The following is a 26569-nucleotide window of genomic DNA, read 5'->3' on the forward strand; positions in this document are numbered from 1 at the left end:
TGCCTTTCTTTTGCCTTGTAATGACTCCACCCTAGGAGCGTGAGCGCTGCGTTTCCGTGCGGGTTTCGTCTCATGGACGAGGCCCGAGCTGGGTGCGGGTGGTTTTCGCGCGGTATGTCGGGGGCTGTGGTGAGCGTGGCGCCGTGTCAGTGGGTGGACGCTTGTGGGCGCGTTTGCACGGAAAACGCAAGGGGCGCGTGCGTGAATTAGCGTCTTGCAGATGCGGGTTGATCGCATTGGTCACGCTTCGGACATTCAGCCTCGTTCTCGACGCGCGAAACGTAGGCTGAGGGCACAGTGAAGAGAAAGGACTGCGATGACCATTCGCACCACTCATGTTGGTTCCCTGCCCCGTACCCCCGAGCTGCTTAAGGCGAACGCCGCGCACCGCGAGGGTTCGCTCAGCGACGCTGATTTCACGTCGCTGCTGCAGGCCGAGGTTGATGGCGTTGTGAAGCGTCAGGCTGAGATTGGCCTAGATATCGTCAACGATGGCGAGTACGGTCACGCGATGCTCGACACGGTTGATTACGGCGCGTGGTGGACGTATTCCTTCTCTCGTTTCGGCGGGCTGTCCTTTGAGGACGTGCAGCGTTTCGATGTGCGTCCCCCGGCTGGCCGTGATGGCCGTCTGTCCTTCTCATCGTTTGCTGAGCGCCGCGACTGGCAGCGTTTCGCGGACGCGTACGCGGATCCGGATTCGGGTATTCACATCGCGAACCGTAACCCGATCGCGTTCCCGACGATCACGGGTGAGCTGACCTACATCGGTGCCGAGGCCGTGGAGCGCGATATCGCGGGTACGAAGCACGCGCTGGAGGCGGCGGGCAAGCCGGTGTCGGATGGTTTCGTGGCGGCGATTTCGCCGGGTTCGGCGGCTCGCGTGGCTAACGCGTTCTACGAGGACGACGAGGCCGTGGTGTGGGCGTGCGCGGACGTGCTGCGCGAGGAGTACAAGCGCATTACGGACGCGGGCCTGACGGTGCAGATTGATGCGCCGGATATCGCGGAGGGCTGGGATCAGATGAACCCGGAGCCCTCCGTTGAGGATTACCGCGCGTTCTCGCGCGTGCGTATTGACGCGCTGAACCACGCGCTGGAGGGCATTGACCCGTCTCTGGTTCGTTTCCACGTGTGCTGGGGTTCGTGGCACGGCCCGCACACGACGGATATTGCGTTCAAGGACATCGTGGATCTGGCCCTGCTGGTCAACGCGAATGGCCTGACGTTTGAGGCGGCGAATGCTCGCCACGCGCACGAGTGGACGATCTGGCGCGACACCCCGCTGCCCGAGGGCAAGTACCTGATCCCGGGCGTGGTGTCGCACTCGACGAACGTTGTGGAGCACCCGGAGCTGGTAGCTCAGCGTATCCGCCAGTTCGCGGACATCGTGGGCGACGAGCGCGTTGTGGCATCGACGGACTGTGGCCTGGGCGGCCGCATCTACCCGTCGATTGCGTGGGCGAAGCTGGAGGCTCTTGCCGAGGGCGCTCATCTCGCATCGAAGTGATTGCCTGATTGCAGGCACCGGGCGCGCGGGGTGGATGAGTATCCACCCCGCGCGCCTTTCCCAGGCTTTTCTCAGGCAAAGCTCCCCATTCTTTGAGCTTTGCCTCACACAATTAAACACGTGTTGCAGCCCCCGCTTCCGGGTCGGCTCGCCGCGGTGGGGATCGCACGCCGCATCGGGTTCCGGGATTGGGGGCTGCGGCGCGTCCGGGGCATCTTGACACCCACGTTTTAACTCGCTTGTCCGTCATGCGAGTGACGGAGCCCATTCTTCGTTATTCTGGAAGTAAGCACCCATTGTCGAGGCTGTTCGAGGGAGAACATCATGGGAGCGTCCAACAGAGAAAGCACACACTCCATACGGTCGCGCGTTGTTATGTGCGCAGCTGCTCTGGCCCTTGCCGCTACAGCGTGCGGCTGCCAACAGACCACGCCCGCGGCGGAGGGGCCGTGGGCGGCCGACATCGAGCAGGCGCGCAGTGAGTGGGCGTCCAACGAGTTCGTTCAATCTGTCCTCGCCGACTCTGCCATCAGCGAGGCCGAACTCCAGGACATGCGTCAGCGCGTGCTGAGCTGCCTGACAGACAAGGGCGTCACCGGCGCATCGTTCAGCCCGAGCGGCAATCTGAGCGTCCCCGATCAGCCGGTTGGCTCCTCCGTATCTGAAGAACAGCAAGAAGAATTCGTCCACACCTGTTCCATCGATGCCGGTCAGCCGATCATCGAGGCGCTCGAGTTCGACATGCGAGTCAACCCGGATCACCGGGATATCAACGAGCTGTTCACGCAGTGTTTGATCCGCAATAAGGCGGTTGAGGCGTCCTTCACAGCCCAAGAGCTCGCGCGCGCTCGCGAGAGCGGAACGCCTCTCGACAGCGCACTGCCTTTCATCGACCCATCCCAGGGTCCCGACATTTTGCACCGATGCCTCAGCGACCCCAGCAAATGACCACAACCACCCTCAGGAGTTGAGATGGCATCTTCTCGCCGTTGGCTCGCCCTCACCGCGTTTGTCGCTCTCATCACCGGTGCGGGTGGGGTCAGCGCGGGTATCCTCATTGCCTCGCCGCCCACCCCGGCCTCGTTGGCATCGTCATCTGCTCCATCGACGGTCCCCGTCACCACCCGCGAGTTCACCGATACACGCTCCCTCACCCTCACGATTCCCCCGGCCTCGCCTCACGAACTTACCTCCCCCATCGCCGGGCGCATCACGGCCCTCCAGGCAGCACCGGGAACTCCCATCACGTCAGGTTCTATTCCCTGCGAGATCGATGGCCTGCCCCTTCTTGCCTTAGCCCTATCCACCCCGCTCTATCAGGACGTGGTGGACGGAGCCGCGGGACCCGATATCGGCGCCCTGAACGCTGAGCTTGCACGACTCGGCTATGCGGCTCCCGCAGATTCTCAGCGGGTCACGGCCTCCACGCGAGCGGCCCTGGCCTCGGCGATGGGCGTGAACGACGGAGCCGGAGGTGTCCCCTCCCGCATCGAGGCCTCTCACGTCCTGTGGATTCCCGCGCCGACCGTCACCCCCTCGTCGGTCCCCGTTCACCTGGGTGACAGCGTCGATACGAGCACTGTTCTCCTCGCCCTTGAGGACTCCCGCGACGCCTTGCGCCTCTCCGTCCCACCGGACGCCTATCCCGCGGACCACGTCATCACGCTGGGGGAGACGGACTACCCCGTTCCCGCTGACGGCGTCATCGCCGACCCCACCCTGACAGCGACGATCCTGTCCTCGCGCGAATACACGGACTTCGTCCGCTCCGCCCCGAGCAGCGATGGACCCGTTCAGCTGCCCGTCTCCTGGAAGCTCGCCGCCCCCATCACCGTCACGGTCGTCCCGCCGTCCTCAGTGATCGGAGACGCGACGAACGCGTGCGTCTTTGAGGACGGCACGCCGATCCCCGTCTCTATCGTGTCTTCTCAGCTCGGCCGAACCTACGTCCTGCCAACGACCCCGCTCTCCGCCGTCGACACCGCCGTCGAGGGACGCTCATGTCCGTCGAGCTAGACAACGTCGGGCACAGGTTCGCCGCAAGCCCGTGGCTCTTTCGCCGTCTGAGCGCCCGCTGCGAGGACGGTGCCCTCACCGCCATCATCGGCCCGTCCGGTTCTGGCAAATCAACCCTGCTGTCGCTGATGGCGGGATGGGAGACTCCAGCCGAGGGAACGATCAGCGTCCCCCGTCCGCCTGGTGAGCAGAAGCCCCGCATTGCGTGGGTCTTCCAGAACCCATTCGGCGTTCGCGCACGCAGCGCGATTGACCACGTGGCGCTGCCCCTGCTGGCCCGCGGCATGAGCCGGGCGCAGGCCGATGTCGAGGCGAACCGGCTCCTTGATGCCTTCAACCTGGCGCATCTCGCGGAGCGCTCTTTTCGTGATCTGTCGGGCGGCGAGGCTCAGCGTGTGCTCCTCGCGCGCGGGCTCGCATGCTCCCCCACCCTGCTCCTCGTGGATGAACCGACCGCGCAGCTTGATCAGTCCACGGCTCGTGACATCGCCTCCACGCTCGGCTCTCTGCGCGAGGACGGGGTGAGCGTCGTGATCGCGACGCACGATCCGTCGATTCGCGCGCAGTGCGACGCCGTCATTGACCTCGCCCGCTTCCAGGAGGAGGAGGAGCGATGAGCACACTCTCGTGGCGCGCACTCCTGTCCGAGGCCTGGAGGGACTGCCTGAGCGGGACGGCCCGCGTCGGGTTGCTGACTGTTCTGGCCACCGCCCTGGTCGGAGGCGCGATCTGCGCCGATGCGTTCTCGCTTCGTTCCCTCAGCGTTGAGGCGGCCTCTTTTCGTGCCCATCTGGGATCAGTGCGAGTCCTCCAAGCGCAAGGCAGCATCGACGGGGCCGCCTGCGATGCGCTGTCGCGAATCCCCGGGGTGCGCGCAGGAGCCGTTCGCTCGGTCGAATCCGGCTTGTCCCCGCTCGCCCTTCCGGCCTCGTCGCTGCCCCTGTACGAGGTCACGCCTGGAACCGTCTCTCTCCTGGGGACAACAACGGCCGATCCGACGGGAATTCTGCTCCCTGAGCAGGTAGCCGAGGACCTCGGCACCCCTCAAGGAACCCTTCTTCCCCTCGCACACGGGCAGGCCGAGGTCGCGGGCACCTACCCGTGGGACGAAAACGACGGGCGCCGTCCCGGCTACGCCTACGCGGCTCTTGCCCCCGTACCCGCGACGGGGACCTTCGATGAGTGCTGGTACGAATCCTGGCCGCACAGCGACGACGTCGATGCCCTGGTGCGCTCAGCCCTCGTTGGAAGCGACGATCAGAACGCCCAGGTCATGGCCATGAACCCTTCGCGCGGGACGACCTTCGACGCGGCGGGGCGACTGCGGCAGAGGCCGACCTGGTGGGCGTGGATCGCCGCGAGCGCCATCGGCGCCGCCACCGGGGCTGCCGCTACGTGGTGGCGTCGCCTCGAGATCGCCTCGGCGCTGCACGCTGGGCTCCGCAGATCGGATACGACGGTCCTCCAACTGTTCGAGGCCGTGGCGTGGGTGGGCGGCGCATGCATCCTCACGTCCGGCATATGCCTCACGATCCTGAGCGGAGCGGCGCCCGGGGATCGCTCCGATCTCATGCGTTTGGTCGCTACCGAGGGTGTCTGTGCCGCGTCGTGGACTCTCATCGGGGTCGTGATTGCCTCCCTGATAATCCGCGAGCGCCAGCTGTTCACTTTCTTCAAGGGCCGGTAGGTATCAGCGCGTGATCGCGACTACAATTGGTGTATGAGCGTCCTCGTGATTCAAAACGACCCGATCGTTCCGGTGGGTCAGTTGTCCGCCTTCCTCGGCGGTCACGAGGTGGTGCGCGCCTGGGAGGACCCGCAGCGCCTCCAGGACCTGGCGGCCGCTCCCCTGCCGGGCGCCCTCATCCTGCTGGGTGGCCGGGCCAACGCCTACGACGACGAGGCGTGCCCGTGGCTGGAAGCAGAACGCACACTCGTGCGCCGCTGCGTCGCCGCACATATCCGAGTGCTCGGCATTTGCCTGGGCGCCCAGCTGATTGCCGCGACCTTCGGCGGGCGCGTCAGCGTCGCTGACCCGGCGGGCCCCGAATACGGCGTCATCTCCCTGGCCTGGGGCACGAACGACCAGGCGGGCGGCGGCGGAGCCGTCCCCCTGCGCATGGCCCTGGCCTCAACCCACACGGTGTTCGCCGACCACGGCGACGCCATCGTGGAACTCCCCCACGGCGCGCGCGAGTGGGCGCGCTCGGACAAATACACGCAGATCTTCTCCTACGGCACAGCCCTGGGCGTCCAATTCCACCCGGAGGTCACGCGCGAGACCGCGACCGTGTGGGCAGTCAACAACGAGGACGTCGACACCGAGGACATCGTGGCCGGATACGACGCTCACGAGGGCGAGCTGGCATCCACCTGCAAGACCCTGGCCGACTGGGTCAGCGGCGTCTTCTAAGGCACACACAGAATCGCAGTGCGGGCACCCCCACGCGGTGCCCGCACTGCGATTGACAATCGGACCTCATCGCAGCGAGCGGAGTTGAGGCCCTGCATCTAGTTTAGGGCAAAACTCAGCGAGCCAAGTAGCTTTTTCAGGAACCAAGACCACCACGTGGGACAGCTTGACAACGAAGCCCGCCACGGCCTCGTCGATACTCCCCGCGTCAGGCGGTCAGGGGGCCGCAACCTGCACGAACGAGCCCGTTCCGTACGCCCACACGCGGCGCTCGGCCGCCGAGATGAATACGGCCTGGCCGCGGCTCAGTTCCACACTGTCCCCGCCCTGCTCCTCGCTCACGTGCAGGGTGATGGACCCGGAGGTCGCGATGATAATACGCGGCCCCTCCCCGGGCACGGCGACCTCGTCGACGCGCGAGGTGTACATGCCCGGCGCAAGCGTCGTCACGGAGAGTTCAAACTCCTGGGCGGGCGCCAGGAAGCGGTCCGTCGTGGAGGAAGGATGCTCGGGGGCCACGCGCACGGGCGGCAGCGCTGAGAACTCGGTGATTTCGACGAGCTGGGCGGAATCCACGTACTTGCGAGTCAGGCCCGCGCGCACGACGTTGTCGGAGGAGGCCATGACCTCGATGCCCAGGCCCGACTGGTAGGCGTGAATCTGGCGCGGCGGGATGTAGACGGCCTCACCGGGACGCAGCGACACCGGATTCATGAGGAAGGCGACGATGATGCCGGGATCCCCGGGATGCTTCTCGCCCAGGACGCTCACGAGCGTGTCGGTGCGCGGCGAGGGGGAATTCCCCGACGCCAGGCGGGAGCGGCACGACTCCACGAACTCTTCGATGCGCTCGGGGGTCGCCGGGGAATCCTCATCGAGGAGCCAGGTCGCCAGCGAACGCAGGCCACCGCGTACCGTCGAGAGCTTCAGGCGATGCCGCAGGCGCTCGGCCAGCTCACCCTGCAGGCCCACGAGCAGCTCGCGCGCCTTGCGCGGCACGCGAAAGCCCACGAGCGCGCTGAACTCCGTGAGCGCGTAGATCATCTCCGGCTTATGGTTCATGTCCCGGTAGACGCGTCGAGGATCCGTACGCTCAATCCCCAGGACCTCCTCGCGCAGGTAGCCCTCGCGGGCAATCTCCTTCGTCGGATGCACCTGCAGGGACAGGGTCTGGGCGGGCGCGATGATTTTCGCCAGGTACGGCAGCGTCGAGCCGAAGGCGTAGAGCAGGCCGCCGCCCAGCGCGCGCTTTGGGTCCGCCGCGATGTGCTCCGCGAGCGTGTCCCCGCTCGTCAGCAGCGTCGGGCCATCCGGGTGGGTGCCGAACCACACCTCAGACACGGGATCGTCCCCGGCGGCAGCGCCCAGGAACTCAGGGATCGCGTTCGTGGAGCCCCACGCGTCAGCTTTTGTCCAGCCGATCAGTTTTTCCATAGGTCGCATCCTATCGCGACCGGGCACACAAAGACGCGGGGGACGAGGCCTGGGCCTCCTCCCCCGCGTCCGTTGCGTGCTGTCAGGCGCTGGGCTGGGCGTTGGTTTCGCGCGCCTCGAGTGCGGCGAGCGCGCCGCCTCGGGCGTGCAGCTCGGCGTACGTGCCGGTCTCGACGACTCGGCCAGCGTCCATGACGATGATCAGGTCGGCGTCGCGCACGGCGCTGATGCGGTGGGCGATTTCGACGATCGTGGCGTCGCCGGCGACGCGGGCGATGCCGGCGCGCACGCGCGCCTCGGTAGCCGGGTCGACCTGGCTGGTGGCCTCGTCGAGGATGTAGATGGGAGCATCTCGCAGGAGAGCACGCGCCAGGGCCAGGCGCTGGCGCTGGCCGCCGGAGAGGCGCTCGCCCATGTCGCCGACAACGGTGTCCAGGCCGTCCTTCTCGCTGGCCAGCCAGTCGGTGAGGTCGACGGCGGCCAGGGCGCGCGTGAGGTCCTCGTCGCTGGCGCCGGGGGCCGCCAGGACCAGGTTGGCGCGCAGCGTGTCGTTGAACAGGTAGGGGCGCTGGGGCGCGTAGGCCACCGTGGAGCGCAGGTCGGTCAGGGAGACCTCGGCGACGTTGGTGCCGCCGATGGTGACCGTGCCCGAGGCAGGGTCCCAGGTACGGGTCAGCAGCGCGGCCAGGGTCGACTTGCCCGAACCGGAGGCGCCCACGATCGCGGTGCGCTTGCCCGCGGGGATGTGGATGCTCACGCCGTCCAGGACGGTCGGGGCCTGTATCCCGGTGTCCTCGAGGGGGTAGGCGAAGGTGACGTCGGTGATCTCGATGTCGCCCGGGGTCAGCGGCTTGGGGTCGGCCGGGTCGGCGACGACCGGCGCACGGTCGGTGATCGCGAAGACGCGGGCTGCCGATGCGAAGGCCTGGTCCAGGTCGGCGGCGAACTCTTCGACCGCCAGGACCGGGCCGAAGGAACCCATCGCGATGCCGATGGCCATGCCCGCCTGGGGCAGGGTCAGCGCCCCGGCGAGGTACTCGGAGCCTGCAACAAAAGCGACGGTGACGACGCCCGCGGCAACAGCGGCCTGGTTGAGGCCTCGGCGCAGGGCAATCCAGCGACCCTGGACGCCCAGGCCAGAGTCGATGCGCTCCTCGATCGCACTCATCTCGGCCTCGCGGCGCTCCTGAGCGCCGAAAGCGAGGACCTCGCGCACGCCCTGCACGGAGTCGGTCACGTGGGCTGCGATCGCCCCGCGGGCCTCGCGCAGCTCACGGGCCGCGCGGGCGGTCGATGCCGACCCCAGGAAGGGGATGACGGCGCCGACGACCAGCAGGAAGGGGAACAGGACGGCGGCGAGGGTCCACGACACCGAGGTCCCCATCCACGCCAGGGTCAGGATCGGGACGATGATCGCCGTCGTCACGGGGGCCAGCGTGTGGGCGAAAAAGACCTCGACGCGGTCGATGTCCTTGGTCACGCGGTTCATGATGTCGCCCGAATCCAGGCGATCCGTGCCCGCGGGAGCCTGGGGCTCGAGCTGGTCGTAGAAGTAGTTGCGCAGCATCGCCAGGGAGTGGAAGGCCACGAAGTGACCGGCGAACTGCTCAAGGTAGCGCGCCAGACCCTTGAAAATGCTCAGGCCAACGGCGACGCCGATGACGAGGGGGATGCCCCACGCGCTTCCGCCCGACGCCAGGGCTGCGACGGCCCAGCCGCCCAGGGCGAACAGGCCGATGCCGATCATCAGGAAGACGATGCGCGCGGCGATGGAGGCGGCCAGGGGCGGCAGCACCCGGCGCGTGATCGACAGGAGTCGGAGGGAGAGTTGCCTGCGGGTCATCGGATCGTTCCTTCCGTGAGCGTCGCGACGCGGTCGGCGCCCTTGATCGTGGCGTCTCGGTGAGAGATCGTCAGGGTGGTGCGCCCGGCGCACACCGTCTCCAGGGAGGCGAGGATCTCGCGCTCGGAGGCCAGGTCCACGTGCGCGGTCGGCTCGTCCAGGATCATGATCGACGCGTTCTTCAGGAACGCTCGGGCGATGGCGATGCGCTGGGCCTCGCCACCGGACACGGCCAGGCCGCGGGCACCCACGCGTGCGTCCAGCCCGCCGGGCAGCGTGTCGAGGAACTCACCCAGGTGCGCGGCGCGCAGGGCCTCGATGAGCTGATCGTCCGTGGCGGTGGGGGACGCCAGGAGCAGGTTCTCGCGCAGCGTGCCGGAGAAAAGATAGGTGGTCTGCTCGACGACGGCGCTCTGGGCGCGCACCCAGGACAGGGGCGCGGTCGCCAGGTCGACGCCGTTCAGGCTCACCTGCCCGGAGCGTGGACGTAGGTAGCCCTGCAACAGCGCGGAGATCGTGGACTTTCCGGCGCCGGAGGGCCCGGCCAGGGCGACGTGCTCGCCGGGGGCGAGCGTCAAGTCGGCGCCCGCGAGCACCGGCGTGCCCTGGGTGTAGGCGAAAGAGACGTCCGACAGGCGGATCTGGCCGGGAGCGGGCGGCAGGGCCGGGGCCTTGACGTCCGGCGCGTCGAGCACGGGCGGGACCTGCGCGTTGAACTTCTTGATCTCCTTGTTGGCCGCCATGCCGCCCATGCCGATGTAGAAGAACTGGCCGATGCGATCCAGCGGGTCGAGCATGATCGAGGAGAGAAGCACGAGGGAGAGCGCGCCGCCGACGGACAGCGCCCCCTGCTGGTAGCGGATGAGGGCCAGCGCAATCGCGCCGGTGATCATGCCCAGGGAGAAGACGGAGTCGATGACGAGGAGGATCAGCTGGTTGCCGGCCAGGTAGCTCATGACCTTCGAGCGGACCTCTTCGGCTGCCTCAGCGAGGCGCTTACCCATGTCCTTGCCCGCGTTCATGAGGGCCAGATCGCCCAGGCCCTGGATGGCGTCGAGCTCCTTGGCGGCCAGCTGACGCGAGGCGTGACGGTAGCGCGAGGACACCGGCTTGAAGGCCTTACGGAAGCCTATGACGCAGATCGGGACCAACGGGATCGCGATGGCCAGAAAGCCTGCGGCAACCGGGTCGAGAACCAGAGCGACGAAGACGACAACCAGGATCGGCGTGGTCAGCGAGGCGATCATGGGGGCCAGGAAGATGCCCTTGTAGGCGGCCACGCGCTCAACGCCGTCGGTCGCCGAGTTGACGACGCGGCCCGCGCGCTCGTTCGTGCGCTGCGAGGGCCCCAGGGCGAAGACCTGGCGGATCATCGAATGGCGCAGGCTCGGTTCCAGCTGCTTCATCACCGTCGCGCCGAGCGCGCTCACCGCCCACGCAAAGAAGCCGGAAGCGAGGGCGCCGGCCAGGGCGAGCCACCACGTCGACCACGAATGTCCACCGACAACTTCGTCAATGCCCCAGCCGATCGCCAGATAGGCGAGCGCCAGACACAGAGCAGACGCCCACGAGCAGAGGACAACTATCGCGCGTTTCATGGTTCTCCTATCAACACGACACACACGAGTATATAGAGAAGGATACCCTTACTTTGGTTCTGACACTACTGTCACTTTGGACCGTTTGCGGCGCGTAGTGACGCCCTGGTGAGCCATGTTCAGCCGGCGAGGGTGACTCCGCAATAGGCGATGGTGGCGACGAGGAGGGTGGAGAGCGCGGCCAGGGCGAAGGGCTTGAGGCCCACCTTGATGAGGTTCCGAATCTTGACGCCGCAGCCGAGTCCGAACATCGCTGCAGCCAGCAACCCTGTCTGCAGCAGCCCGCCGGTCGTCAGCACGAAGTCCGGCAGAGGGATAAAGGAACGCAGGAGCACCATGGCGATGAACCCGATGATGAACAGCGGGACGATGGGCGGCAGCTTCGAACTCGACCTCTGTTGACTGGGTTCGCCTGCCGTACGACTGAGACGGCGCTCCCGGATGCTGAGGATGGCCACGACCGGGGCGAGCAGCAGCACTCGGGCGAGTTTGACGATGACCGCGACCGTGAGCGCTCCGCCGCCGATGATGCCTCCGGCCGCGACGACTTGCGCGATTTCATGGATGGAACCCCCGGCCCACATCCCGGCCGTCTCGGAGCCCAGGCCAAGCAGGTTCGTGAGCAGTGGGACGAGGGCAATCATCAGCGTTCCGAAGATCACCACGAGGGCGACCGCGGTGATGGTGTCTTCCTCGGCCTCGTCGTCCGGGTCGGTGACCCCTGCCGCGCCCGCCACGGCTGCCGCACCGCAGATGGAGAATCCGCAGGCAATGAGCAGCGAGAGCCCGGATGGAACCCGCAGCAGCCTCCCCAGGAGAACGGTGCCGAGCAGACCGCCGGCGACAATGCACACGACGACGACCAGCATTGGGGCTCCGAGGTCGAGGATGTCGGTCAGTACCAGCTGGAGTCCGAGGAAGACGATGCCGGCGCGCAGGAGCTTTTTCGCGGAGAAGTCGATGCCGTCGGAGGCCGCTGCTGGCAGCCGGACGACGTTGGCCAGGAGTACGCCAAGCACGATCGCGATAATGAGCGGGCTGACTCCCGGCAGCAGCAGGCTGACCCCGTACGATGCTCCGGCCGCGGCCAGGCAGAGGACAAGCCCGGGCAGGAGCGCGCGGACTCGGGCAAGCAGCGTGTGTTCCGGTCGGGCAGTTGCAATGTTCTGTGTCTGTGTCATGCATCCATTGTTCCCTGGGACTCGCTTGCGCGAGTAGAGGCAGATACGGTCCGCTATACAAGTTATGCTTGTGGCTGGGAGGCGGAAGATGCACTACGAGCCGGACTTGGAGGCACTGCGAGTCTTGGCGCTCGTCGCGAAGGAAGGCAGCATGTCGGCGGCAAGCGCGCAGTTGGGCGTGAGTCAGCAGGCGATATCTCTGCGCATCCGGAACCTGGAAAAAGATCTGCGCATGCGACTGCTGGTGCGTTCCGCACGGGGCTCCCGACTGACTCCGACAGGCGAGCTGGTTGTTGGCTGGGGAACAACGCTGCTGACAGCGGCCGACGAGTTCTCGGATGCTGTCAACTCGCTCCGCACGGATCGCGGGAAGATGATGCGCATCGCCGCGAGCCTCACGATCGCAGAACACCTCCTACCGGATTGGATCGCCCGGTGGCGCATCTCTCACGGCAATGACGGCCCGGTCGTTCAACTCACAGCCGCCAACAGCAGCACGGTCGTCGAGGCCATACGCGAGGGAACCGCAGACCTCGGGCTCGTCGAGACCCCTGTCGTTCCCGCCGGCCTCCGGTCGGTCACCGTCGCTTACGACACCATCGAAGTCGTTGTGCAGCACGGTCACCGATGGGCGAAGACCCGCCGGGTGTCCGTCCGTGAACTGGCGGGCACTGGGTTGGTGCTCCGCGAGACCGGCAGCGGCACCCGACAAGCGCTCGAGAACGCCCTCACCGAGGCGGGCTTTCCCCTCGCAGCCGAGCCCGCAGCCGTGCTGACGACCACGCTCGGCGTTCGCAGCGCGATTATGGCCGGCATAGCCCCCGGCGCGTTGAGCTCCCTCGCCGTGTCCGAGGACGCCCGCGCCGGCCGACTCGTGCGAGTTCGGATCAACAATCTCCAGATCACCCGCCCGCTCACCGCCATCTGGGCCGGGACGACTCCGCCCCCTCACATACGGGACTTCCTGGACGTCATCGCGCGAACTGACCGGTAACGACCAATTTTGCATCGCGACCACATAAAGAAGCCACGGCCTCGTGCAATCGACGAGGCCGTGGCTCCCTCAAGCAATCAAGCTCAGACCAGGCGGTACGTCCAGCCGTAGGGGTCCTCGGCGCGGCCCCACTGGATGTCGGTGAGACGCTTGTGGATCTCGCGGGTCTTGTCCCCCACCTCGATCTCCACGTCGAAGTCGTCGCCACCCAGGCGCGTGATCGGGGTGACCACGGCGGCCGTGCCACAGGCGAAGACCTCGGCGACCGCGCCCGAGCGGATGCCATCCACGACCTCGGACAGGGCGATCTTCTCCTCGCGCACGTCCACGCCCTCGTCGCGCAGAAGACGCAGGATCGCGCTGCGCGTGCCACCCTCGAGGATGACGCCGGTGAGCTCGGGGGTGCGGATCGTTCCGTCGGCCATGACGACGAACATGTTCATGCCGCCCAGCTCCTCGAGGTACTTGCCCTCGTAGGTGTCCAGGAAGCAGACCTGGGAGAAGCCCTTGGCCTCGGCCTGGATCTGGGGCAGCAGGGAGGCCGCGTAGTTGCCGCCCGCCTTGGCACTGCCGGTGCCGCCGGGGCCGGCGCGGTGGTACTCGCGCTCCACCCAGATGGCCACGCCCGACAGCCCGCCCTTGAAGTAGGGGCCAGAGGGCGAGCCGATGACGTAGTAGTCGACGACGCCCGCGGGGTGAACGCCCACGAACTCCTCGGAGGCGAACATGAAGGGACGCAGATACAGGGACGAGCCATCCACGCCTGGAACCCACTTCACGTCGGCACGCACGTAGTCCACGAGGGAGGCGACGAAGTCCTCGCGGCTCAGCTCGGGCAGGGCGAGACGGCGGGCCGAGTGGTTCAGGCGCGCGGCGTTGTAGCCGGGGCGGAAGGTCCACACGGAGCCGTCCTCGCGCTTGTAGGCCTTGATGCCCTCGAACACGGACTGGCAGTAGTGGAAGACGGAGGCGCCCGGGTTGAGGTTCAGGGGGCCGTAGGGAATGACCTCGCGGTCCTCCCAGCCGCCCTCGCGGGTCCAGCGCATGTGGGCCATGTGGTCCGTGAACTTCTTGCCGAAGGCCAGGGTCGACATGATCTCGTTGTACTCCTCCGGCGTCGCCGGGTGAGCGTTGGGGGTCAGGGGAAAACGACCGGCCAGCTCGTCGGCGGCGGGAAGTACCAGATCGCCGGCAGCCTCAAGTTCCGTGGGGGTGTGCTGCGTCGATGCCATGAGGTCTCCTGTCGTGGTTTTTCACAAATATGAAGCCAGAATATGCCCGCCGTCCGCATTGTGGCCGATTGGTTTCGGCATGTGACCCACTCCCCCGCTCCCTGTGGACGTTCTCACCCGCAGGACGTCTCACTCGTAGTGGGTCCACATGCGCAGGACGCGGACGATGCGTTCCTCTTCGAAGACCTCGTAGACAAGCCTGCGCTGAATGTTGATCCTGCGGGAATACATACCTGCGAGATCCCCGACGAGGCGCTCGTAGCGGGGAGGCGTCGCAAACGGATCCTCAGTCAGAACCTCGATGAGGCTCTGAGCTTTCGCCTTGAGTCCGCTGGCGGAGAGCTTCTTCGCATCCTTCGCGGCCTGCTTGGAGAAAACGACCCGCCACATCGCTACCACTCCACGTCATCGAGGGCGTCGTCGAGATCTTCGCGAGCGGCTTCCTTCAGGCTATCCGACATTCCGGGAATCCCCTGCAGATACAAGGTTTCCTGAATGGCGGACCAGTCTGCCTCGCCGATGAGAACGGCGTTTCCACGACGGCCGGTGATCGTGATGGGTGTCGAGTCCTCGTTCACGGTGTCGATGAGCCGGTACAGGTCTGAGCGGGCCGCGGTAGCACTCACAGCAGTCATGATTGTTCCTTTCCACTCCCATCATAACGTACGCTTTTGCGTACGCATAGGTCTGTGCGCATGATTTTTGCCGAAAGGATACGATCGACGCATGACGACTCTGCCTGACTCTCTTTCCTCCGCCCTGCCCACCCGCGAGCGCCGCTCCCCCGGCCTGAAGCTGGAGGACGGGCGTTGGATGGCGGCCGCAAAGTCGGGCCTGTACGTCTTCGGTGCCGAGGCCTCGTCCAACGAGAGCGAGAAGAGCAAGGGCGATGCCACGCCCCAGCTCTTCCCCTGGTACGACGTGGCGCGGGCGCGCTGGGAGGCGGAGGGCGAACTCTTCGCGCTGGAGTGGGTGGACCCGGCCCGCGCGGCCCTGGCTGGGCGCAGCCAGGGGGACCCGGACGAGTTCATGCGCCAGGTCAGCGAGTACGTCAACCGCTCCATCGTCATGTTCGCCCAGGCGGACACCGACGCCGGAACGACGATCACGGCGTGGGTACGCCGGGGACCAGACGGCCTGTTCTCCATCCTGACGGCCGACGGCCCACTCGACGCGGCCGCTCAGCGCCAGGCCGACGCCCTCGAGGCCAGCGTGCGCGACGCGGTCGGCTTGGACTAAGAGGCGAGGCCGTGGCGGGTGTGCGCTCGCCCCTGACGCAACGCCCCCGCACAGATGAGTCCGGGGCCCACCTTTCGGCTGGGCCCCGGACTATTGTGTGTCTCGATCAGTGAACGATGAAGACGCGCTCGAAGGGGTCGACGGACAGACCCTGCTCGAGGATCGTCCGCGCCCACTCGCGCGCGCTGAACAGCGAGTGATCGCGGTAGTTGCCGCAGGAGTAGACGTCCGTTCCCGGAACGTCCTCCCAGGTCACTTCCTCGGCGATGGCGTGCAGCGACGAGGCGATAGCCGCGGTCACCTCCTTGACGGTGGGGGTCCCCCACATGATGAGGTGGAAGCCCGTGCGGCAGCCGAACGGCGAGCAGTCGATAACGCCGTCGATGCGGTCGCGCAGCAGAGAGGCGAGCAGGTGCTCGATCGTGTGCAGACCGGAGGTCGGGATTTCGCCGCTGTTGGGCTGGAGGAAGCGCACGTCGAAATTCGAGATCTGGTCGCCCTTCGGGCCGGCCTCCACGTTGATGAGGCGCACGTAGGGCGCCTTCACGGCTGTGTGGTCCAGAGTGAAGCTCTCCACTTCTGCCATGGTGTATTAATCCCTTTCGGTGTAGTTTTGCCGGCGTTGTTCCAATCGCATGAGCGATCGGAAAACCTCAGAGTACTGCGGATCCTCCTCATTCATGCGTGACAGGGCCGCACGTGCTTCACCTAACTGTCGCGTCAGGTCCATACGGACCATCGCGGCGACGACGCCGCGGCAGTAGGAACGCACGTCGGCCTCGCCCGCGACGGGCAGAGGAGAAACCGCCAGCTCGGTGACGGCAGGGCCGATAAACTCACCCGCCGCGTCGAGGACGACCTGGACGAAGTGGCGCGACGCCGCCAGCGTCGCGTTGTCGCCGGGGCCGAAGTGGGCCTCGGCCTGGCGCATCATCTGCGTGAAAGCATCCAGGCCACCGGCCGCGCGGATCGCGTCGTGGACGGCGCGATGCGTGGGCACAGTGAAGGATTGGCCGTCGAGCTCCTCGAACCCGGAGCCGACGACGTAGAGCGGGTGCTGCAAGACGGCCTCGAGGGCCTGGCGCTCGACGCGGGTGACCGGATCCTCCGGCCCGCGCCGCGCCTGAGTGGGGGCGGGGCGCCCGGCGCCGGCCATCTCGATCTCGCCGGGGCGCGGCTCGGGGGCGATGACCTCGACGCGGCCCGCCGCCCGGATCGCCTGCTCGACCGTGCGCATGTCCATGCCCAGCCACCCCGCCAGCTGGCGCGTGTACTCGGCGCGCAGCGCCAGGTCCTTGATGTGCGCGACGATGCCCGCCGAGGCTCGCAAGCCCTGCACGCGCCCTTCGGCGCTGCGCAGGTCCATCTGGGACAGGACCGAGCGGATTGCGAACTCAAAAAGGGGAATGCGCGAGTTCACCAGGTCGACGATCGCCTGGTCGCCCTGGGACAGGCGCAGGTCGCACGGGTCTTGGCCGCCCGGCGCCACCGCCACGAAGGTCTGCGCCGCGAAGTTCTGATCCTCGCCGTAGGCGCGCAACGCCGCCTTTTGCCCGGCGCTATCGCCATCAAAGGTGAAGATGACTTCCGAGCCATGCGCGCGCCCGCTGGAAAGCACGACGCCGGCGGCGGGATCCGCGTGGTCGCCGAGCAGGCGCCGAATGATGCGCACGTGCTCGGACCCGAAGGCGGTGCCGCACGTGGCCACGGCGTTCGTCACGCCGGCGACGTGGGCGGCCATGACGTCCGTGTAGCCCTCGACGATGACGACCTTGTGCCCGGTCGCGATCGACTTTTTCGCCAGGTCCAAGCCGTACAGGAGCTGAGACTTCTTATAGATCGGGGTCTCGGGGGTGTTCAGGTACTTGGGCGATTCCTTATCGTTATCGTCCAGGCGGCGGGCGCCAAAGCCCACCGTCGCCCCCGTGATGTCGCGGATCGGCCACACGAGGCGGCCACGGAAGCGGTCATACACGCCGCGGTTGCCCTTCGACCCCAGGCCCGCAATCTGGATCTCCTGGTCGGTGAAGCCCTTGGAGCGCAGGTGGTGGGTGAGGGCGTCCCACGAGGCCGGGGCGTAGCCGACCCCGAAATGCTCGCACATCGCCTGGTTGAATCCGCGCTCCGCCAGGAACTTGCGGCCCTTGTGGGCCTCCTTGCTCCCCAGCTGTTTGCAGTAGAACTCCTCGGCGACGCGGTGGGCGTCCAGGAGTCGCTGGCGTTTGCCCGGCTCCTCCGTGCGCACGCGGGTGCCGCCCTCCTCGTAGTGGAGGGTGATCCCCGCCTTTTGCGCGAGCATCTCCACGGCCTCGGTGAAGGGCAGGTGGTCGATCTTTTGCACGAAGGAGATGACGTCGCCGCTCTCGCCGCATCCAAAGCAGTGGAACATGCCCAGGTGGGGGCGCACGTTGAAGGAGGGGGTACGCTCATCGTGGAAGGGACACAGCCCCTTGAGGGAGCCGATGCCCGCGGGTCGCAGCGCTACGTGTTCGCCGATGATCTCGTCGATCTTCACTGCGTTACGTACCGCTTCGATATCGTCCTTGCGAATCAGACCCGCCATGATCTCAGTCTACCGACGCCCGCCCACGTCTGCGTCCGATCACGCTCAGAGCTGCGAAGAGAGCATCCCGCACCAGCGGGCGTGCCAGGTGGAGGCCGACACGTCGGTGAGGGCGGCAACCTGATCGATGACCGCGCGCAGGCGCACCCCGTCGTCCGATGCTGCCCGCCACTGCGCGGCGAACACCGGTTCGAGAGCGTCAGCCCCGGCCTCGTACAGGGCGTCAACCAGGTCGGCCAAGAGCGTGCGCTGCTGGTAGTAGACGGGCTCGGTCTCGCGCGGGCTCATGACGTAGTGGACGGCCATGCCCTTGAGGATCTGGATCTCGGCGCGCACCTGCCGCGGCACCACCAGGTCCGCGCGGTAGCGGCCCAGCGGCTCGGTGCCAAAAGTCTCGCGAGTGGCTTCCACGGTCGCCGAACAGAAGCGTCCGATCAGCTCGCTCGTCGCGTCCTTGAGGTGGGCGAGCGAGACGTAGGAGCCGTCGAAGGAGCGCAGCCACACGGGCATGGAGACGATGCGTTCGAGCGCGTCCTCCAGGTCCGAGCGCGCCACCGCGGGCCCGTACCAGTCCAGGGTCGAGGCCACGACCGCCGCGCAGTGCGCGTCGTCGAAGAGGTCGGCGGGGTCAAGCTTGCGCGTGGCGACCGCATCCTCCATGTCGTGCACCGAGTAGGCGATGTCGTCCGACAGGTCCATGATCTGGGCTTCCAGGCAGCGCCGCCCGGCCGGGGCCCCTTGACGCATCCAGGCGAACACGGGCGCATCGTCCGGGTAGACCGAAAACTTGCGCGTCGACTTGGCCAGGTCCGGCCCGCCAGACTTCACCCACGGATACTTGCAGATCGCATCCAGGGTCGCGCGCGTCAGGTTCAGGCCCGCGGGCACGCCTCCCGCGCCGATCACCTTGGGTTCTAGGCGCGTCACGACACGCAGGGTCTGGGCGTTGCCCTCGAACCCGCCGATCGAGGCGGCCGCCGCATCCAGAGCGCGCTCGCCGTTGTGCCCGAAAGGCGGATGCCCGAGGTCGTGAGACAGGCACGCCGCATCCACGACGTCCGGGTCAGCCCCCAGTTCCTTGCCGAGCTCGCGGCCCACCTGGGCGACCTCGAGGGAGTGGGTCAGGCGCGTGCGCACGAAATCGTCCGAAATCGGGCCCAGCACCTGCGTCTTTTCGCCGAGGCGACGCAGCGCTGAGGAGTGCAGGATCCGCGCACGGTCGCGCTCAAACTCGGTGCGCGCCGAAGACTTGTGGTCCTCGGGCACCCAGCGCTCAGAATCGGCCGGGCTGTACGGGGCCTTCGCGTCACCGCCGTCAACACCGGGAATTGCCAAAGAAAACTCGTTCACGGGCCCATTTTACGCGCCCCACCCACCTCAGTCGGGACGCCGAACCCGCGCCGGCGCCACGGCCTCGTCCGTGATCGGTGCTCGGCAAGCCCCGCGTGGCCCGAGGTGTATGAGCGATAGAACCGCACGGACGGTGGCCTCATCACGATGAGGCCACCTCTTCCTCATTAATCTCTGACACCAAGAATGTCCGGTCAAAGAAAGAAGGGGATGAGAAGATTACGAGAAGGCCCCAATGGGTTTTGATCTGGAATGAAAGGCATTGAAAAGAAACACCCGTTCAGCGTTTTTGCTCACCTGCCGCGACCTCGTTGCAGCAGATGTCGAAAATTTACCAAATTGTTACTGTGAGATACCCCGGCGGAGCTTTCCTCATTTGTTCAAACATGCTAATTGTCAAGAGTCGCATTCAGCGTCGAATCTCATCCATGGAAGGAGTCCCCCGTGTCCAACACGGCACAGGAAATCCTCGATGCGGTCGGTGGTCCCGGCAACATCACTCACTTTACCCACTGCGCCACGCGCCTCCGCTTTGAGCTGCGCGACGCCTCCGTCGTCGACAAGGACACGGTCGAGGCCATCGACGGCGTTCTCGGAGCTGTCCCCCAGTCGGGCGACCGCTACCAGATCGTCATCGGCGGCGCCGTTCAGTCCGTCTTCAACGAGATCAATAACCTGCCGTCGATGGCCGGTGGCGCCGCTGCCGCCTCCAACGACGATGTGAAGGCCGCCGCCCGCGCGAAGGCGCGCGGCAAGAATGCTCTCGTCGACGCGTTCTTTGAGTACCTGTCTGACTCGTTCCGCCCCCTCCTGCCGGTCCTCCTCGGCGCATCCCTGATCCTGGCGTTCCTCGCGGTCCTCGACTCTACTGGCGTCGTCGACACGCGCGCGGAGACGATCCCCGCGTGGCTGGGCTACGTGAACTCCATGTGGCGCGCGGTCTTCTACTTCCTGCCCGCCATGGTCGCCTACAACGCCTCCAAGAAGCTGGACATCGACCCGTGGGTCGGCACGGCCGTCATCCTGTCACTGCTTACCCCCAACTTCATGGGCCTGAGCAACGCTTCCTCGTTCGCTGAGACGACCTGTACGACCACCGCGCTCGGCTCCGAGCAGTGCGTCACCCATGTCGGCTCTCTACCCCTGCAGCTGGCCGACTACGGCGGCCAGGTGTTCGTGCCGCTGCTGATGGTCCCGATCCTGGCTCTGGTCTACAAGGGCCTGAAGAAGATCGTTCCTTCGAACGTTCAGATGGTGTTCGTCCCCTTCATCTCCTTCATCATCATCATGCCGCTGACGGCCTTCCTGATCGGCCCCCTGTCGATCTGGATCGGCAACGGCCTGGGTGGCGGCCTGGCATGGCTCAACGGCCACGCCCCCATCCTCTTCGCGATCATCATCCCGATCATCTACCCCTTCCTGGTGCCGCTCGGCCTGCACTGGCCCCTCAACGCCCTGCAGCTGGCCAACATCGCCTCGACCGGCTCGGACTTCATCCAGGGCCCCATGGGCGCGTGGAACTTCGCCTGCTTCGGCGCCACCGCCGGCGTGCTCTTCCTGTCGATCCGCGACCGCGACACCGATATGCGCCAGACCGCGTCCGGTGCCCTCGCCGCCGGTCTTTTCGGCGGTATTTCGGAGCCGTCCCTGTACGGTATCCACCTGCGTTTCAAGCGCATCTACCCGCTCATGCTCACCGGCTGTGTCGTCGGCGGTCTGGTCATCGGTATCGGTAACGGCGTCACCACGAACACCTTCGTATTCACCTCGCTGCTGACGATCCCCGTCTTCACCCCCACGGCCGTCTACGGCCTGGGTATTGCCGCCGCGTTCATCACCGCGTTCCTGATGGTCGTGCTGTTCGACTACCGCACGAAGGAGCAGAAGGCTGAGGCACGCGAGAAGAAGGCTGCGCTCAATGCTGGTGTCTCCGCCGCCCCCGCCGCTGCTGCCCCGGCTGCCGCCGCCCCCGCTGCTCCCGCTGCTCCCGAGTTCAGCGACGAGGCCAAGGCTGACCTGACCCTGACCGCCCCCATGGCGGGCGAGCTGGTTGCGCTTTCGGACGTGGCCGACGAGGCCTTCTCCGCCGGCGCGCTCGGCCCCGGCATTGCGGTCTCCCCCGCCGCTCACGCGGTCGTCGTCGCCCCCTGCGACGGCAAGGTGACGGTTGCCTTCCCGACCGGCCACGCCTACGGCCTCAAGTCCGCCTCCGGCGTCCAGGTCCTCATCCACATCGGCATGGACACCGTCAAGCTGGACGGCAAGGGCTTCACGCCTCGCGTCGCCAAGGGCGACGTCGTGCGCCGCGGCGACGTGCTCGCTGAGGTCGACTGGGATGTCATCCGCGAGGCTGGCTACGACACCATCACCCCGATGGTCGTGACGAACAAGAAGAAGTTCGGCACGATCACCCCCGCCGCACCCGGCGCTGTCGGCATCGACGACACCGTCGTGACGGTTGCGCCCAAGGAGGCGTGAGCGTCCCGGCGTTTCGCTGACGCTGTGGGGGCGGGCCACGAGGCCCGCCCCCACACGTGTATCCGCCGGGTGTTCAACCGACGCTAAGCACACTTAGGGGTATAGAACATGCCGTCTCACTGCGGGTCCCAGGTGGTTTGTCTTGCTGCGGGTCCCAGGTGGTTTGTCTTGCTGCGGGTCCCAGGTGGTGAGGTTTGTCTTGTTTCTTAGCTTGTTGGTGCTGGGCGGCCCGCCCGGGTGTGGCCACACCGCACGGTTCCCCAACAATGTCGCACGTAATTTCCCTGTCAACCTTTCATACATTGAAATAGGGGTATTGCAATTCCAACGTTTGTGCGCCATGTCGAAAACTGACCCGGGGAAATTACGTGCGACATTTTCGAGGAACCATCATGTTGGGCTGCGATGGTTGCGGAAAGCTCGGCGGGACGGCGCCCAGGACTCGGCGGGACGGTGCCCAGGGCTCGGCGGGACGGCGCTTAGCGCTGGGCTTCGATGATGTCGAGGACCGTTCGAACCTGTTCGATGGTGAACTGGCCGGGCGCACTGCCCTCGCTCCCCGGAAGGGTCGCGAAGGTGGCCGCGCAGCCGAGTGCGGATCCGACCAGGCGCGTGGGGGCGCCGGAGGGGCCCATGGCGATGCCGATGACGGGACGGTCGTAGGCCTCGCGCGCCCACGCCTGGGCGCCGATGACGCGGGCGGCGTCGGTGGCGCTGGTGGCCATGCACGCGAACTTGAGGACGTCCGCGCCCGCGTAGTTCATGTCGGCCAGCACCTCGGCCAGCTGGTCGTCACTGGGGGTCGCGTCAAAGTCGTGGAACGATCCGATGACGAGGGATCCGGCCGCGTGGGCGTCCTCGATGAGGGCGGGCGCCCCGTCGCGCGAAATCTCGACGTCGACGCCGCCGACGAGGGGCGCAAGGGCGCGCACGAGGGCGCAATATTCCTCGTCGTCCAGGAAGGCCTCGCCGCCCTCGACGGAGGTGCGGATGGTGGCCAGGACGGGCAGGGGCGAGGCGTCCGCGACGTAGCGGGCCATGCGCACCAGGTCGTCGGCGACCTCGCTGGCGGCGACGAAGTGTGATCCCACCAGGGAGGCCAGGTAGGTGTCGGCGCGCCATTCGACGATGTCGGCGTAGCAGGAGGCCAGGGCACCGACCTGCTCGCTCAGGGAGTGCGCATCTCCGCCAACGGGGACGATCACCTGGGTGCGCGCGCCGAGGGTCGCTTTCTTGGCGGCTCGCCCGATGGTGACGAGGCTAGGGGCAGGGTCGGGGTCGGGCGTCGATGGGTACGACATGATTCCTTCGCTTTAGTAGCCGATTTCAGCCAGGTGCAGGCGTAAGCGCTCCGCATCTGTCAGGTAGGGGTGGTCCAGCCAGCCGTCGGGCAGGTGGGGGGTCTTTTCGCCGCCGGCTCGGCCGCGCGGTCCGCGTGCGGCGGGCGGGAACTCCTGATCGAGGTCGAGGTCCGCGAGGCGCTCGTGCAGCTCCTGGAGCGTGGAGACCATGGACAGCGCGTGGCGCTGGGGGCCACCGACGGCGAATCCGCGCAGGTACCAGCCGATGTGCTTGCGCATCTCGCGCAGTGCGCGCCCCTCGTCGCCCTGTTCAACGACGCACCAGGCGGCATGACGTTCGATGACGGAGACAACCTCGGCGAGGCTGGGGCCGGGCGGGATCGTCCCACCGTGGTAGGCGGCGACGATGTCGCGGAAGATCCAGGGGCGTCCCTGGGCGCCGCGCCCGACGCTGATGCCGTCGCAGCCGGTGCGCTCCAGCATGGCCAGGGCGTCGGCGGCCTCGAAGACGTCGCCGTTACCAAAGACCGGAATGTCGAGCAGGTCCTTCAGGCGCGCGATCTCGTCCCAGTGGGCGCGTCCCGCGTAGTGCTGGTTCTGGGTGCGCGCGTGCAGGGTGAGCGCGGCGGCGCCGAGCTTTTGCGCAGTCAGCGCCGCGTCGGTCGCGGTCTCGTGCTCGGAGTCGATGCCGATGCGGATCTTGACGGTCACGGGGATCTCGCGCCCCGCGCGCTCCCCGGCCTCGCGTGAGGCGCGCACGACGGCACCCACGAGGTCGGTGAAGAGATCGCGCTTCCAGGGCAGGGCCGCTCCCCCGCCCTTCTTCGTCACCTTGGGGACGGGGCAGCCGAAGTTCAGGTCGATGTGGTCGGTGAGGTCGCGCTCGACGAGCATCGTCGCGGCCTTCGCCATGACGGCTGGGTTGACGCCGTAGAGCTGCAGGCTTCGCACGCGCTCGGCGGGGTCGGGGCGCACCATCTCCAGGGTGCGCTCATTCTCCTCGACGAGGGCGCGGCTGGTCACCATCTCGGTGACGTACAGGCCGGCGGGCGCGTCCACGCGCGGGATGGCGACGTGGCGCGGCTCGGTGGTGGTCTCGCCGGGAGCAGTCTCACCGGGGTTCTTCGGGGACGAGGCCGTGGCCGACTGCCCGGACTCGGCTGCCCAGGAGGGGATGCCGACGGGCCGCAGGTGGTCGGGCAGGCCCGACTCGCCCATGATGCGGCACAGGCGTCGGAAGGGCACGTCCGTCACCCCGGCCATGGGGGCCAGGACGACGGGTGTCCACAGGCGCAGCGGCCCCACGCGAAGAGGGGCCGCTGCGGATGTTGAGGCTATCTGCAAGTCAGCAGCCCAGGCGTTCGATCAGGTACGACTTGACCTTGTCGAGCGGGATGCGTACCTGCTCCATCGTGTCACGTTCACGGATGGTGACGGCGTGATCCTCGATCGAGTCGAAGTCGTAGGTGATGCAGAACGGCGTGCCGATCTCGTCCTGGCGACGGTAGCGCCGTCCCACGGCGCCGGCGTCGTCGTAGTCGACGTTCCAGATGCCGCGCAGCTCGTCGGCCAGCTCCTGGGCGGGGCCGGTCAGTTCGGGCTTGCGGGACAGGGGCAGGACGGCGGCCTTGACGGGGGCCAGGCGCGGGTCCAGCTTGAGTACGACGCGCTTGTCGACGCCGCCCTTGGCGTTGGGGGCCTCGTCCTCGTGGTAGGCCTCGATGAGGAAGGCCATGAGGGAACGGGTCAGGCCAGCGGAGGGCTCGATGACGTAGGGGGTCCAGCGTTCCTTGGTGTTCGGGTCGAAGTAGTCGAGCTTCGCGCCGGAGGCCTCGGAGTGGACGGTCAGGTCGTAGTCGGTGCGGTTGGCGATGCCTTCGAGCTCGCCCCACTCGCTGCCCTGGAAGCCGAAGCGGTATTCCAGGTCGACGGTGCGCTTGGAGTAGTGCGAGAGCTTCTCCTGCGGGTGCTCGTACTCGCGCAGGTTTTCCGGGTCGATGCCCAGGTCGACGTACCAGGCCTTGCGGTAGTCGATCCAGTACTGGTGCCATTCCTCATCGGTGCCGGGCTCGCAGAAGAACTCGAGTTCCATCTGCTCGAACTCGCGGGTGCGGAAGATGAAGTTGCCGGGCGTGATCTCGTTGCGGAAGGACTTGCCGATCTGGCCGATGCCGAACGGCGGCTTCTTGCGCGCGGCGTTCATGACGTTCGCGTAGTTGACGAAGATGCCCTGGGCGGTCTCGGGGCGCAGGTAGTGCAGGCCGGCCTCGTCGTCGACGGGGCCCAGGTAGGTCTTGAGCAGGCCGGAGAAGGCGCGGGGCTCGGTCCACTGGCCGCGCACGCCGCAGTTGGGGCAGGCGATGTCGGCGTTGGACAGGGAGGACTCTTCGACACCCTTCTTTTCGGCGAGCTCTTCGATGAGCTGATCCTGGCGGGCGCGCTTGTGGCAGTTGAGGCACTCGATGAGCGGGTCAGTGAAGGCCTTGACGTGGCCGGAGGCGACCCACACTTCGCGCGGGAGGATGACGGAGGAGTCGAGGCCGACGACGTCGGCGCGGCGGCGGACCATGGCGTTCCACCAGGCGCGCTTGATGTTTTCCTTCAGTTCCACGCCGAGCGGGCCGTAGTCCCACGCGGAGCGGGTGCCACCGTAGATGTCACCGCAGGGGAAGACGAAGCCGCGGCGCTTGGCCAGGCTGATCACGTTGTCGAGGCGGGAGGGTCCCTTAGCCACTTGTCACTCCTTGAGTATTTGGGGCACGACTGGCTGTCGTGTCGCCATCGATACTAGTCGATAACTACTGCGTGGGGCGCTTTCGGGCCCTTGCACGCCCATGGATCCCACCACAGGTGCGCGCTTGGGATTCTGGCTGGGCCCTGCGGCGCACGTTGCCCGGCGCGCCCATGGATCCCACCACAGGTGCGCGCTTGGAGTCCTGGCTGGGCTCTGCGGCGCTCTCCAGCAGCCCGCTCGCGGATAGGTTATGAGCATACGGATAGGTTATGAAGATACGGATAGGTTATTAACCTATCCACATGTGAATAACCTATCCACATCGTCGTAACCTATCCAGATCAGGAGGGGCAGGCTCCGCTACGGCGAGTACGAGCACGCAGACTTCGAACCTATCCACATGCGCGCGTGCCAGCACCGACAGAGCCGACAGCGCCGACAGCCACCACCCACGCTCACCAAGCACAGCACCCCAAAAGTCGCACGTAATTCCCCTTTACCTATTTCATGCGGCGAAATCATATCGTTGAAATTCCGCCATTTTCAGCACATGATTGAACATTCCATCATCGAATTGCATGCGAAATTGTAGGGCGCGCACAGAACTACAGTGCCACACTCAGCAACACGATGCGCCGTTCTCATCGGCGGTGACCACCGCCTTCGACACCGACTGTTCGGCA

The 26569-nt window shown here is 66.7% G+C and carries 22 protein-coding genes; 9 read left to right on the forward strand and 13 right to left on the reverse strand.

The genetic code is table 11. The annotated features are described in order from the left end of the window. Window positions 1-316: 316 nt before the first annotated feature. The 6 genes from O3669_RS02015 (at window position 317) to O3669_RS02040 (ending at window position 5939) form a co-directional block, all read left to right on the forward strand. Window positions 317-1510, forward strand: a complete 1194-nt coding sequence (locus O3669_RS02015; RefSeq protein ID WP_371523440.1) for a cobalamin-independent methionine synthase II family protein — start codon at window positions 317-319, stop codon at window positions 1508-1510. 375 nt (window positions 1511-1885) lie between these two features. Further along, complete coding sequence (locus O3669_RS02020; protein ID WP_371523441.1) at window positions 1886-2458, forward strand: hypothetical protein; 573 nt, start codon at window positions 1886-1888, stop codon at window positions 2456-2458. A 24-nt stretch (window positions 2459-2482) separates the two neighbouring features. Further along, window positions 2483-3526, forward strand: a complete 1044-nt coding sequence (locus O3669_RS02025) for a hypothetical protein (protein ID WP_371523443.1) — start codon at window positions 2483-2485, stop codon at window positions 3524-3526. Beyond that, window positions 3511-4143, forward strand: coding sequence for an ABC transporter ATP-binding protein (locus O3669_RS02030; protein WP_295918520.1), 633 nt, complete (start codon window positions 3511-3513; stop codon window positions 4141-4143). The genes O3669_RS02025 and O3669_RS02030 overlap by 16 nt, the downstream gene beginning before the upstream one ends. Then, window positions 4140-5213, forward strand: a complete 1074-nt coding sequence (locus tag O3669_RS02035; protein ID WP_371523444.1) for a hypothetical protein — start codon at window positions 4140-4142, stop codon at window positions 5211-5213. Before O3669_RS02030 ends, O3669_RS02035 begins: the two co-directional genes overlap by 4 nt. 33 nt (window positions 5214-5246) lie before the next feature. Continuing rightward, window positions 5247-5939 carry a type 1 glutamine amidotransferase gene (locus tag O3669_RS02040; RefSeq protein ID WP_371523445.1) on the forward strand — a complete coding sequence of 231 codons (693 nt, stop codon included), beginning with the start codon at window positions 5247-5249 and terminating at the stop codon, window positions 5937-5939. A gap of 216 nt (window positions 5940-6155) precedes the next feature. On the opposite strand, the gene manA is transcribed toward O3669_RS02040, so the two are convergent. The 4 genes from manA to O3669_RS02060 form a co-directional block, all read right to left on the reverse strand. Then, window positions 6156-7373, reverse strand: coding sequence for a mannose-6-phosphate isomerase, class I (gene manA / locus O3669_RS02045; protein WP_295918515.1), 1218 nt, complete (start codon window positions 7371-7373; stop codon window positions 6156-6158). A gap of 82 nt (window positions 7374-7455) precedes the next feature. Further along, window positions 7456-9216, reverse strand: a complete 1761-nt coding sequence (cydC, locus tag O3669_RS02050) for a thiol reductant ABC exporter subunit CydC (protein WP_371523446.1) — start codon at window positions 9214-9216, stop codon at window positions 7456-7458. Continuing rightward, window positions 9213-10814 carry an ABC transporter ATP-binding protein/permease gene (locus tag O3669_RS02055; RefSeq protein WP_371523447.1) on the reverse strand — a complete coding sequence of 534 codons (1602 nt, stop codon included), beginning with the start codon at window positions 10812-10814 and terminating at the stop codon, window positions 9213-9215. Before O3669_RS02055 ends, cydC begins: the two co-directional genes overlap by 4 nt. A gap of 119 nt (window positions 10815-10933) precedes the next feature. Next, on the reverse strand, window positions 10934-11995 hold the full coding sequence (locus tag O3669_RS02060; protein WP_048677357.1) for a YeiH family protein: 1062 nt from the start codon (window positions 11993-11995) through the stop codon (window positions 10934-10936). 88 nt (window positions 11996-12083) lie between these two features. Between O3669_RS02060 and O3669_RS02065 the strand changes: the two genes are divergently transcribed. After that, window positions 12084-12989, forward strand: a complete 906-nt coding sequence (locus O3669_RS02065; RefSeq protein ID WP_009057105.1) for a LysR family transcriptional regulator — start codon at window positions 12084-12086, stop codon at window positions 12987-12989. Between the two features lie 83 nt (window positions 12990-13072). Here O3669_RS02065 and O3669_RS02070 read toward each other — a convergent pair whose 3' ends face one another. From O3669_RS02070 to O3669_RS02080, 3 genes are all read right to left on the reverse strand, one after another. Next, on the reverse strand, window positions 13073-14221 hold the full coding sequence (locus tag O3669_RS02070) for a branched-chain amino acid aminotransferase (protein WP_371523448.1): 1149 nt from the start codon (window positions 14219-14221) through the stop codon (window positions 13073-13075). Between the two features lie 129 nt (window positions 14222-14350). Then, the gene (locus O3669_RS02075) at window positions 14351-14611 is read right to left on the reverse strand and encodes a Txe/YoeB family addiction module toxin (RefSeq protein ID WP_371523449.1); all 261 of its coding nucleotides are present in this window, start codon (window positions 14609-14611) and stop codon (window positions 14351-14353) included. A gap of 2 nt (window positions 14612-14613) precedes the next feature. Beyond that, complete coding sequence (locus tag O3669_RS02080) at window positions 14614-14856, reverse strand: type II toxin-antitoxin system Phd/YefM family antitoxin (protein WP_295921740.1); 243 nt, start codon at window positions 14854-14856, stop codon at window positions 14614-14616. A gap of 91 nt (window positions 14857-14947) precedes the next feature. Here O3669_RS02080 and O3669_RS02085 point away from each other — a divergent pair, with 91 nt between their 5' ends. Next, entirely contained in the window at window positions 14948-15460 is a 513-nt protein-coding gene (locus O3669_RS02085; protein WP_371523450.1) for a hypothetical protein, read from the forward strand. 106 nt (window positions 15461-15566) lie between these two features. Here the strand turns inward: O3669_RS02085 and O3669_RS02090 are convergent, their stop codons facing one another. The 3 genes from O3669_RS02090 to O3669_RS02100 are packed head-to-tail and all read right to left on the reverse strand — an operon-like array spanning window position 15567 to window position 19373. Beyond that, on the reverse strand, window positions 15567-16046 hold the full coding sequence (locus O3669_RS02090; protein ID WP_295968113.1) for an S-ribosylhomocysteine lyase: 480 nt from the start codon (window positions 16044-16046) through the stop codon (window positions 15567-15569). A gap of 6 nt (window positions 16047-16052) precedes the next feature. Next, window positions 16053-18023, reverse strand: coding sequence for a DNA primase (gene dnaG / locus O3669_RS02095; protein WP_314770305.1), 1971 nt, complete (start codon window positions 18021-18023; stop codon window positions 16053-16055). A gap of 45 nt (window positions 18024-18068) precedes the next feature. Continuing rightward, a complete protein-coding gene (locus O3669_RS02100) occupies window positions 18069-19373 on the reverse strand; it encodes a deoxyguanosinetriphosphate triphosphohydrolase (RefSeq protein WP_315284055.1) in 1305 nt (434 codons plus the stop codon). 444 nt (window positions 19374-19817) lie between these two features. Between O3669_RS02100 and O3669_RS02105 the strand changes: the two genes are divergently transcribed. Further along, window positions 19818-21851 carry a glucose PTS transporter subunit IIA gene (locus O3669_RS02105; protein ID WP_371523451.1) on the forward strand — a complete coding sequence of 678 codons (2034 nt, stop codon included), beginning with the start codon at window positions 19818-19820 and terminating at the stop codon, window positions 21849-21851. A 479-nt stretch (window positions 21852-22330) separates the two neighbouring features. On the opposite strand, the gene aroD is transcribed toward O3669_RS02105, so the two are convergent. Genes aroD through O3669_RS02120 form a run of 3 tightly spaced genes read right to left on the reverse strand, consistent with a single transcriptional unit; the run spans window position 22331 to window position 25886 of the window. Next, complete coding sequence (aroD, locus tag O3669_RS02110; protein ID WP_295968448.1) at window positions 22331-23152, reverse strand: type I 3-dehydroquinate dehydratase; 822 nt, start codon at window positions 23150-23152, stop codon at window positions 22331-22333. Between the two features lie 12 nt (window positions 23153-23164). Beyond that, window positions 23165-24457, reverse strand: coding sequence for a tRNA dihydrouridine synthase DusB (gene dusB / locus O3669_RS02115; RefSeq protein ID WP_371523452.1), 1293 nt, complete (start codon window positions 24455-24457; stop codon window positions 23165-23167). Between the two features lie 40 nt (window positions 24458-24497). After that, on the reverse strand, window positions 24498-25886 hold the full coding sequence (locus O3669_RS02120) for a glycine--tRNA ligase (RefSeq protein WP_007589590.1): 1389 nt from the start codon (window positions 25884-25886) through the stop codon (window positions 24498-24500). Window positions 25887-26569 lie beyond the last annotated feature (683 nt).

It is taken from the genome of Pauljensenia sp. 20925_1_34 (assembly GCF_041432775.1).
Classification (GTDB): domain Bacteria; phylum Actinomycetota; class Actinomycetes; order Actinomycetales; family Actinomycetaceae; genus Pauljensenia.

What these genes read in the sequence shown, in the direction of transcription:
- O3669_RS02015 (WP_371523440.1), top strand. Translation starts at nt 317, where the DNA reads ATGACCATTCGCACCACTCATGTTGGTTCCCTGCCCCGTACCCCCGAG.
- O3669_RS02020 (WP_371523441.1), top strand. Translation starts at nt 1,886, where the DNA reads ATGTGCGCAGCTGCTCTGGCCCTTGCCGCTACAGCGTGCGGCTGCCAA.
- O3669_RS02025 (WP_371523443.1), top strand. Translation starts at nt 2,483, where the DNA reads ATGGCATCTTCTCGCCGTTGGCTCGCCCTCACCGCGTTTGTCGCTCTC.
- O3669_RS02030 (WP_295918520.1), top strand. Translation starts at nt 3,511, where the DNA reads ATGTCCGTCGAGCTAGACAACGTCGGGCACAGGTTCGCCGCAAGCCCG.
- O3669_RS02035 (WP_371523444.1), top strand. Translation starts at nt 4,140, where the DNA reads ATGAGCACACTCTCGTGGCGCGCACTCCTGTCCGAGGCCTGGAGGGAC.
- O3669_RS02040 (WP_371523445.1), top strand. Translation starts at nt 5,247, where the DNA reads ATGAGCGTCCTCGTGATTCAAAACGACCCGATCGTTCCGGTGGGTCAG.
- manA (WP_295918515.1), bottom strand. Translation starts at nt 7,373, where the DNA reads ATGGAAAAACTGATCGGCTGGACAAAAGCTGACGCGTGGGGCTCCACG.
- cydC (WP_371523446.1), bottom strand. Translation starts at nt 9,216, where the DNA reads ATGACCCGCAGGCAACTCTCCCTCCGACTCCTGTCGATCACGCGCCGG.
- O3669_RS02055 (WP_371523447.1), bottom strand. Translation starts at nt 10,814, where the DNA reads ATGAAACGCGCGATAGTTGTCCTCTGCTCGTGGGCGTCTGCTCTGTGT.
- O3669_RS02060 (WP_048677357.1), bottom strand. Translation starts at nt 11,995, where the DNA reads ATGACACAGACACAGAACATTGCAACTGCCCGACCGGAACACACGCTG.
- O3669_RS02065 (WP_009057105.1), top strand. Translation starts at nt 12,084, where the DNA reads ATGCACTACGAGCCGGACTTGGAGGCACTGCGAGTCTTGGCGCTCGTC.
- O3669_RS02070 (WP_371523448.1), bottom strand. Translation starts at nt 14,221, where the DNA reads ATGGCATCGACGCAGCACACCCCCACGGAACTTGAGGCTGCCGGCGAT.
- O3669_RS02075 (WP_371523449.1), bottom strand. Translation starts at nt 14,611, where the DNA reads ATGTGGCGGGTCGTTTTCTCCAAGCAGGCCGCGAAGGATGCGAAGAAG.
- O3669_RS02080 (WP_295921740.1), bottom strand. Translation starts at nt 14,856, where the DNA reads ATGACTGCTGTGAGTGCTACCGCGGCCCGCTCAGACCTGTACCGGCTC.
- O3669_RS02085 (WP_371523450.1), top strand. Translation starts at nt 14,948, where the DNA reads ATGACGACTCTGCCTGACTCTCTTTCCTCCGCCCTGCCCACCCGCGAG.
- O3669_RS02090 (WP_295968113.1), bottom strand. Translation starts at nt 16,046, where the DNA reads ATGGCAGAAGTGGAGAGCTTCACTCTGGACCACACAGCCGTGAAGGCG.
- dnaG (WP_314770305.1), bottom strand. Translation starts at nt 18,023, where the DNA reads ATGGCGGGTCTGATTCGCAAGGACGATATCGAAGCGGTACGTAACGCA.
- aroD (WP_295968448.1), bottom strand. Translation starts at nt 23,152, where the DNA reads ATGTCGTACCCATCGACGCCCGACCCCGACCCTGCCCCTAGCCTCGTC.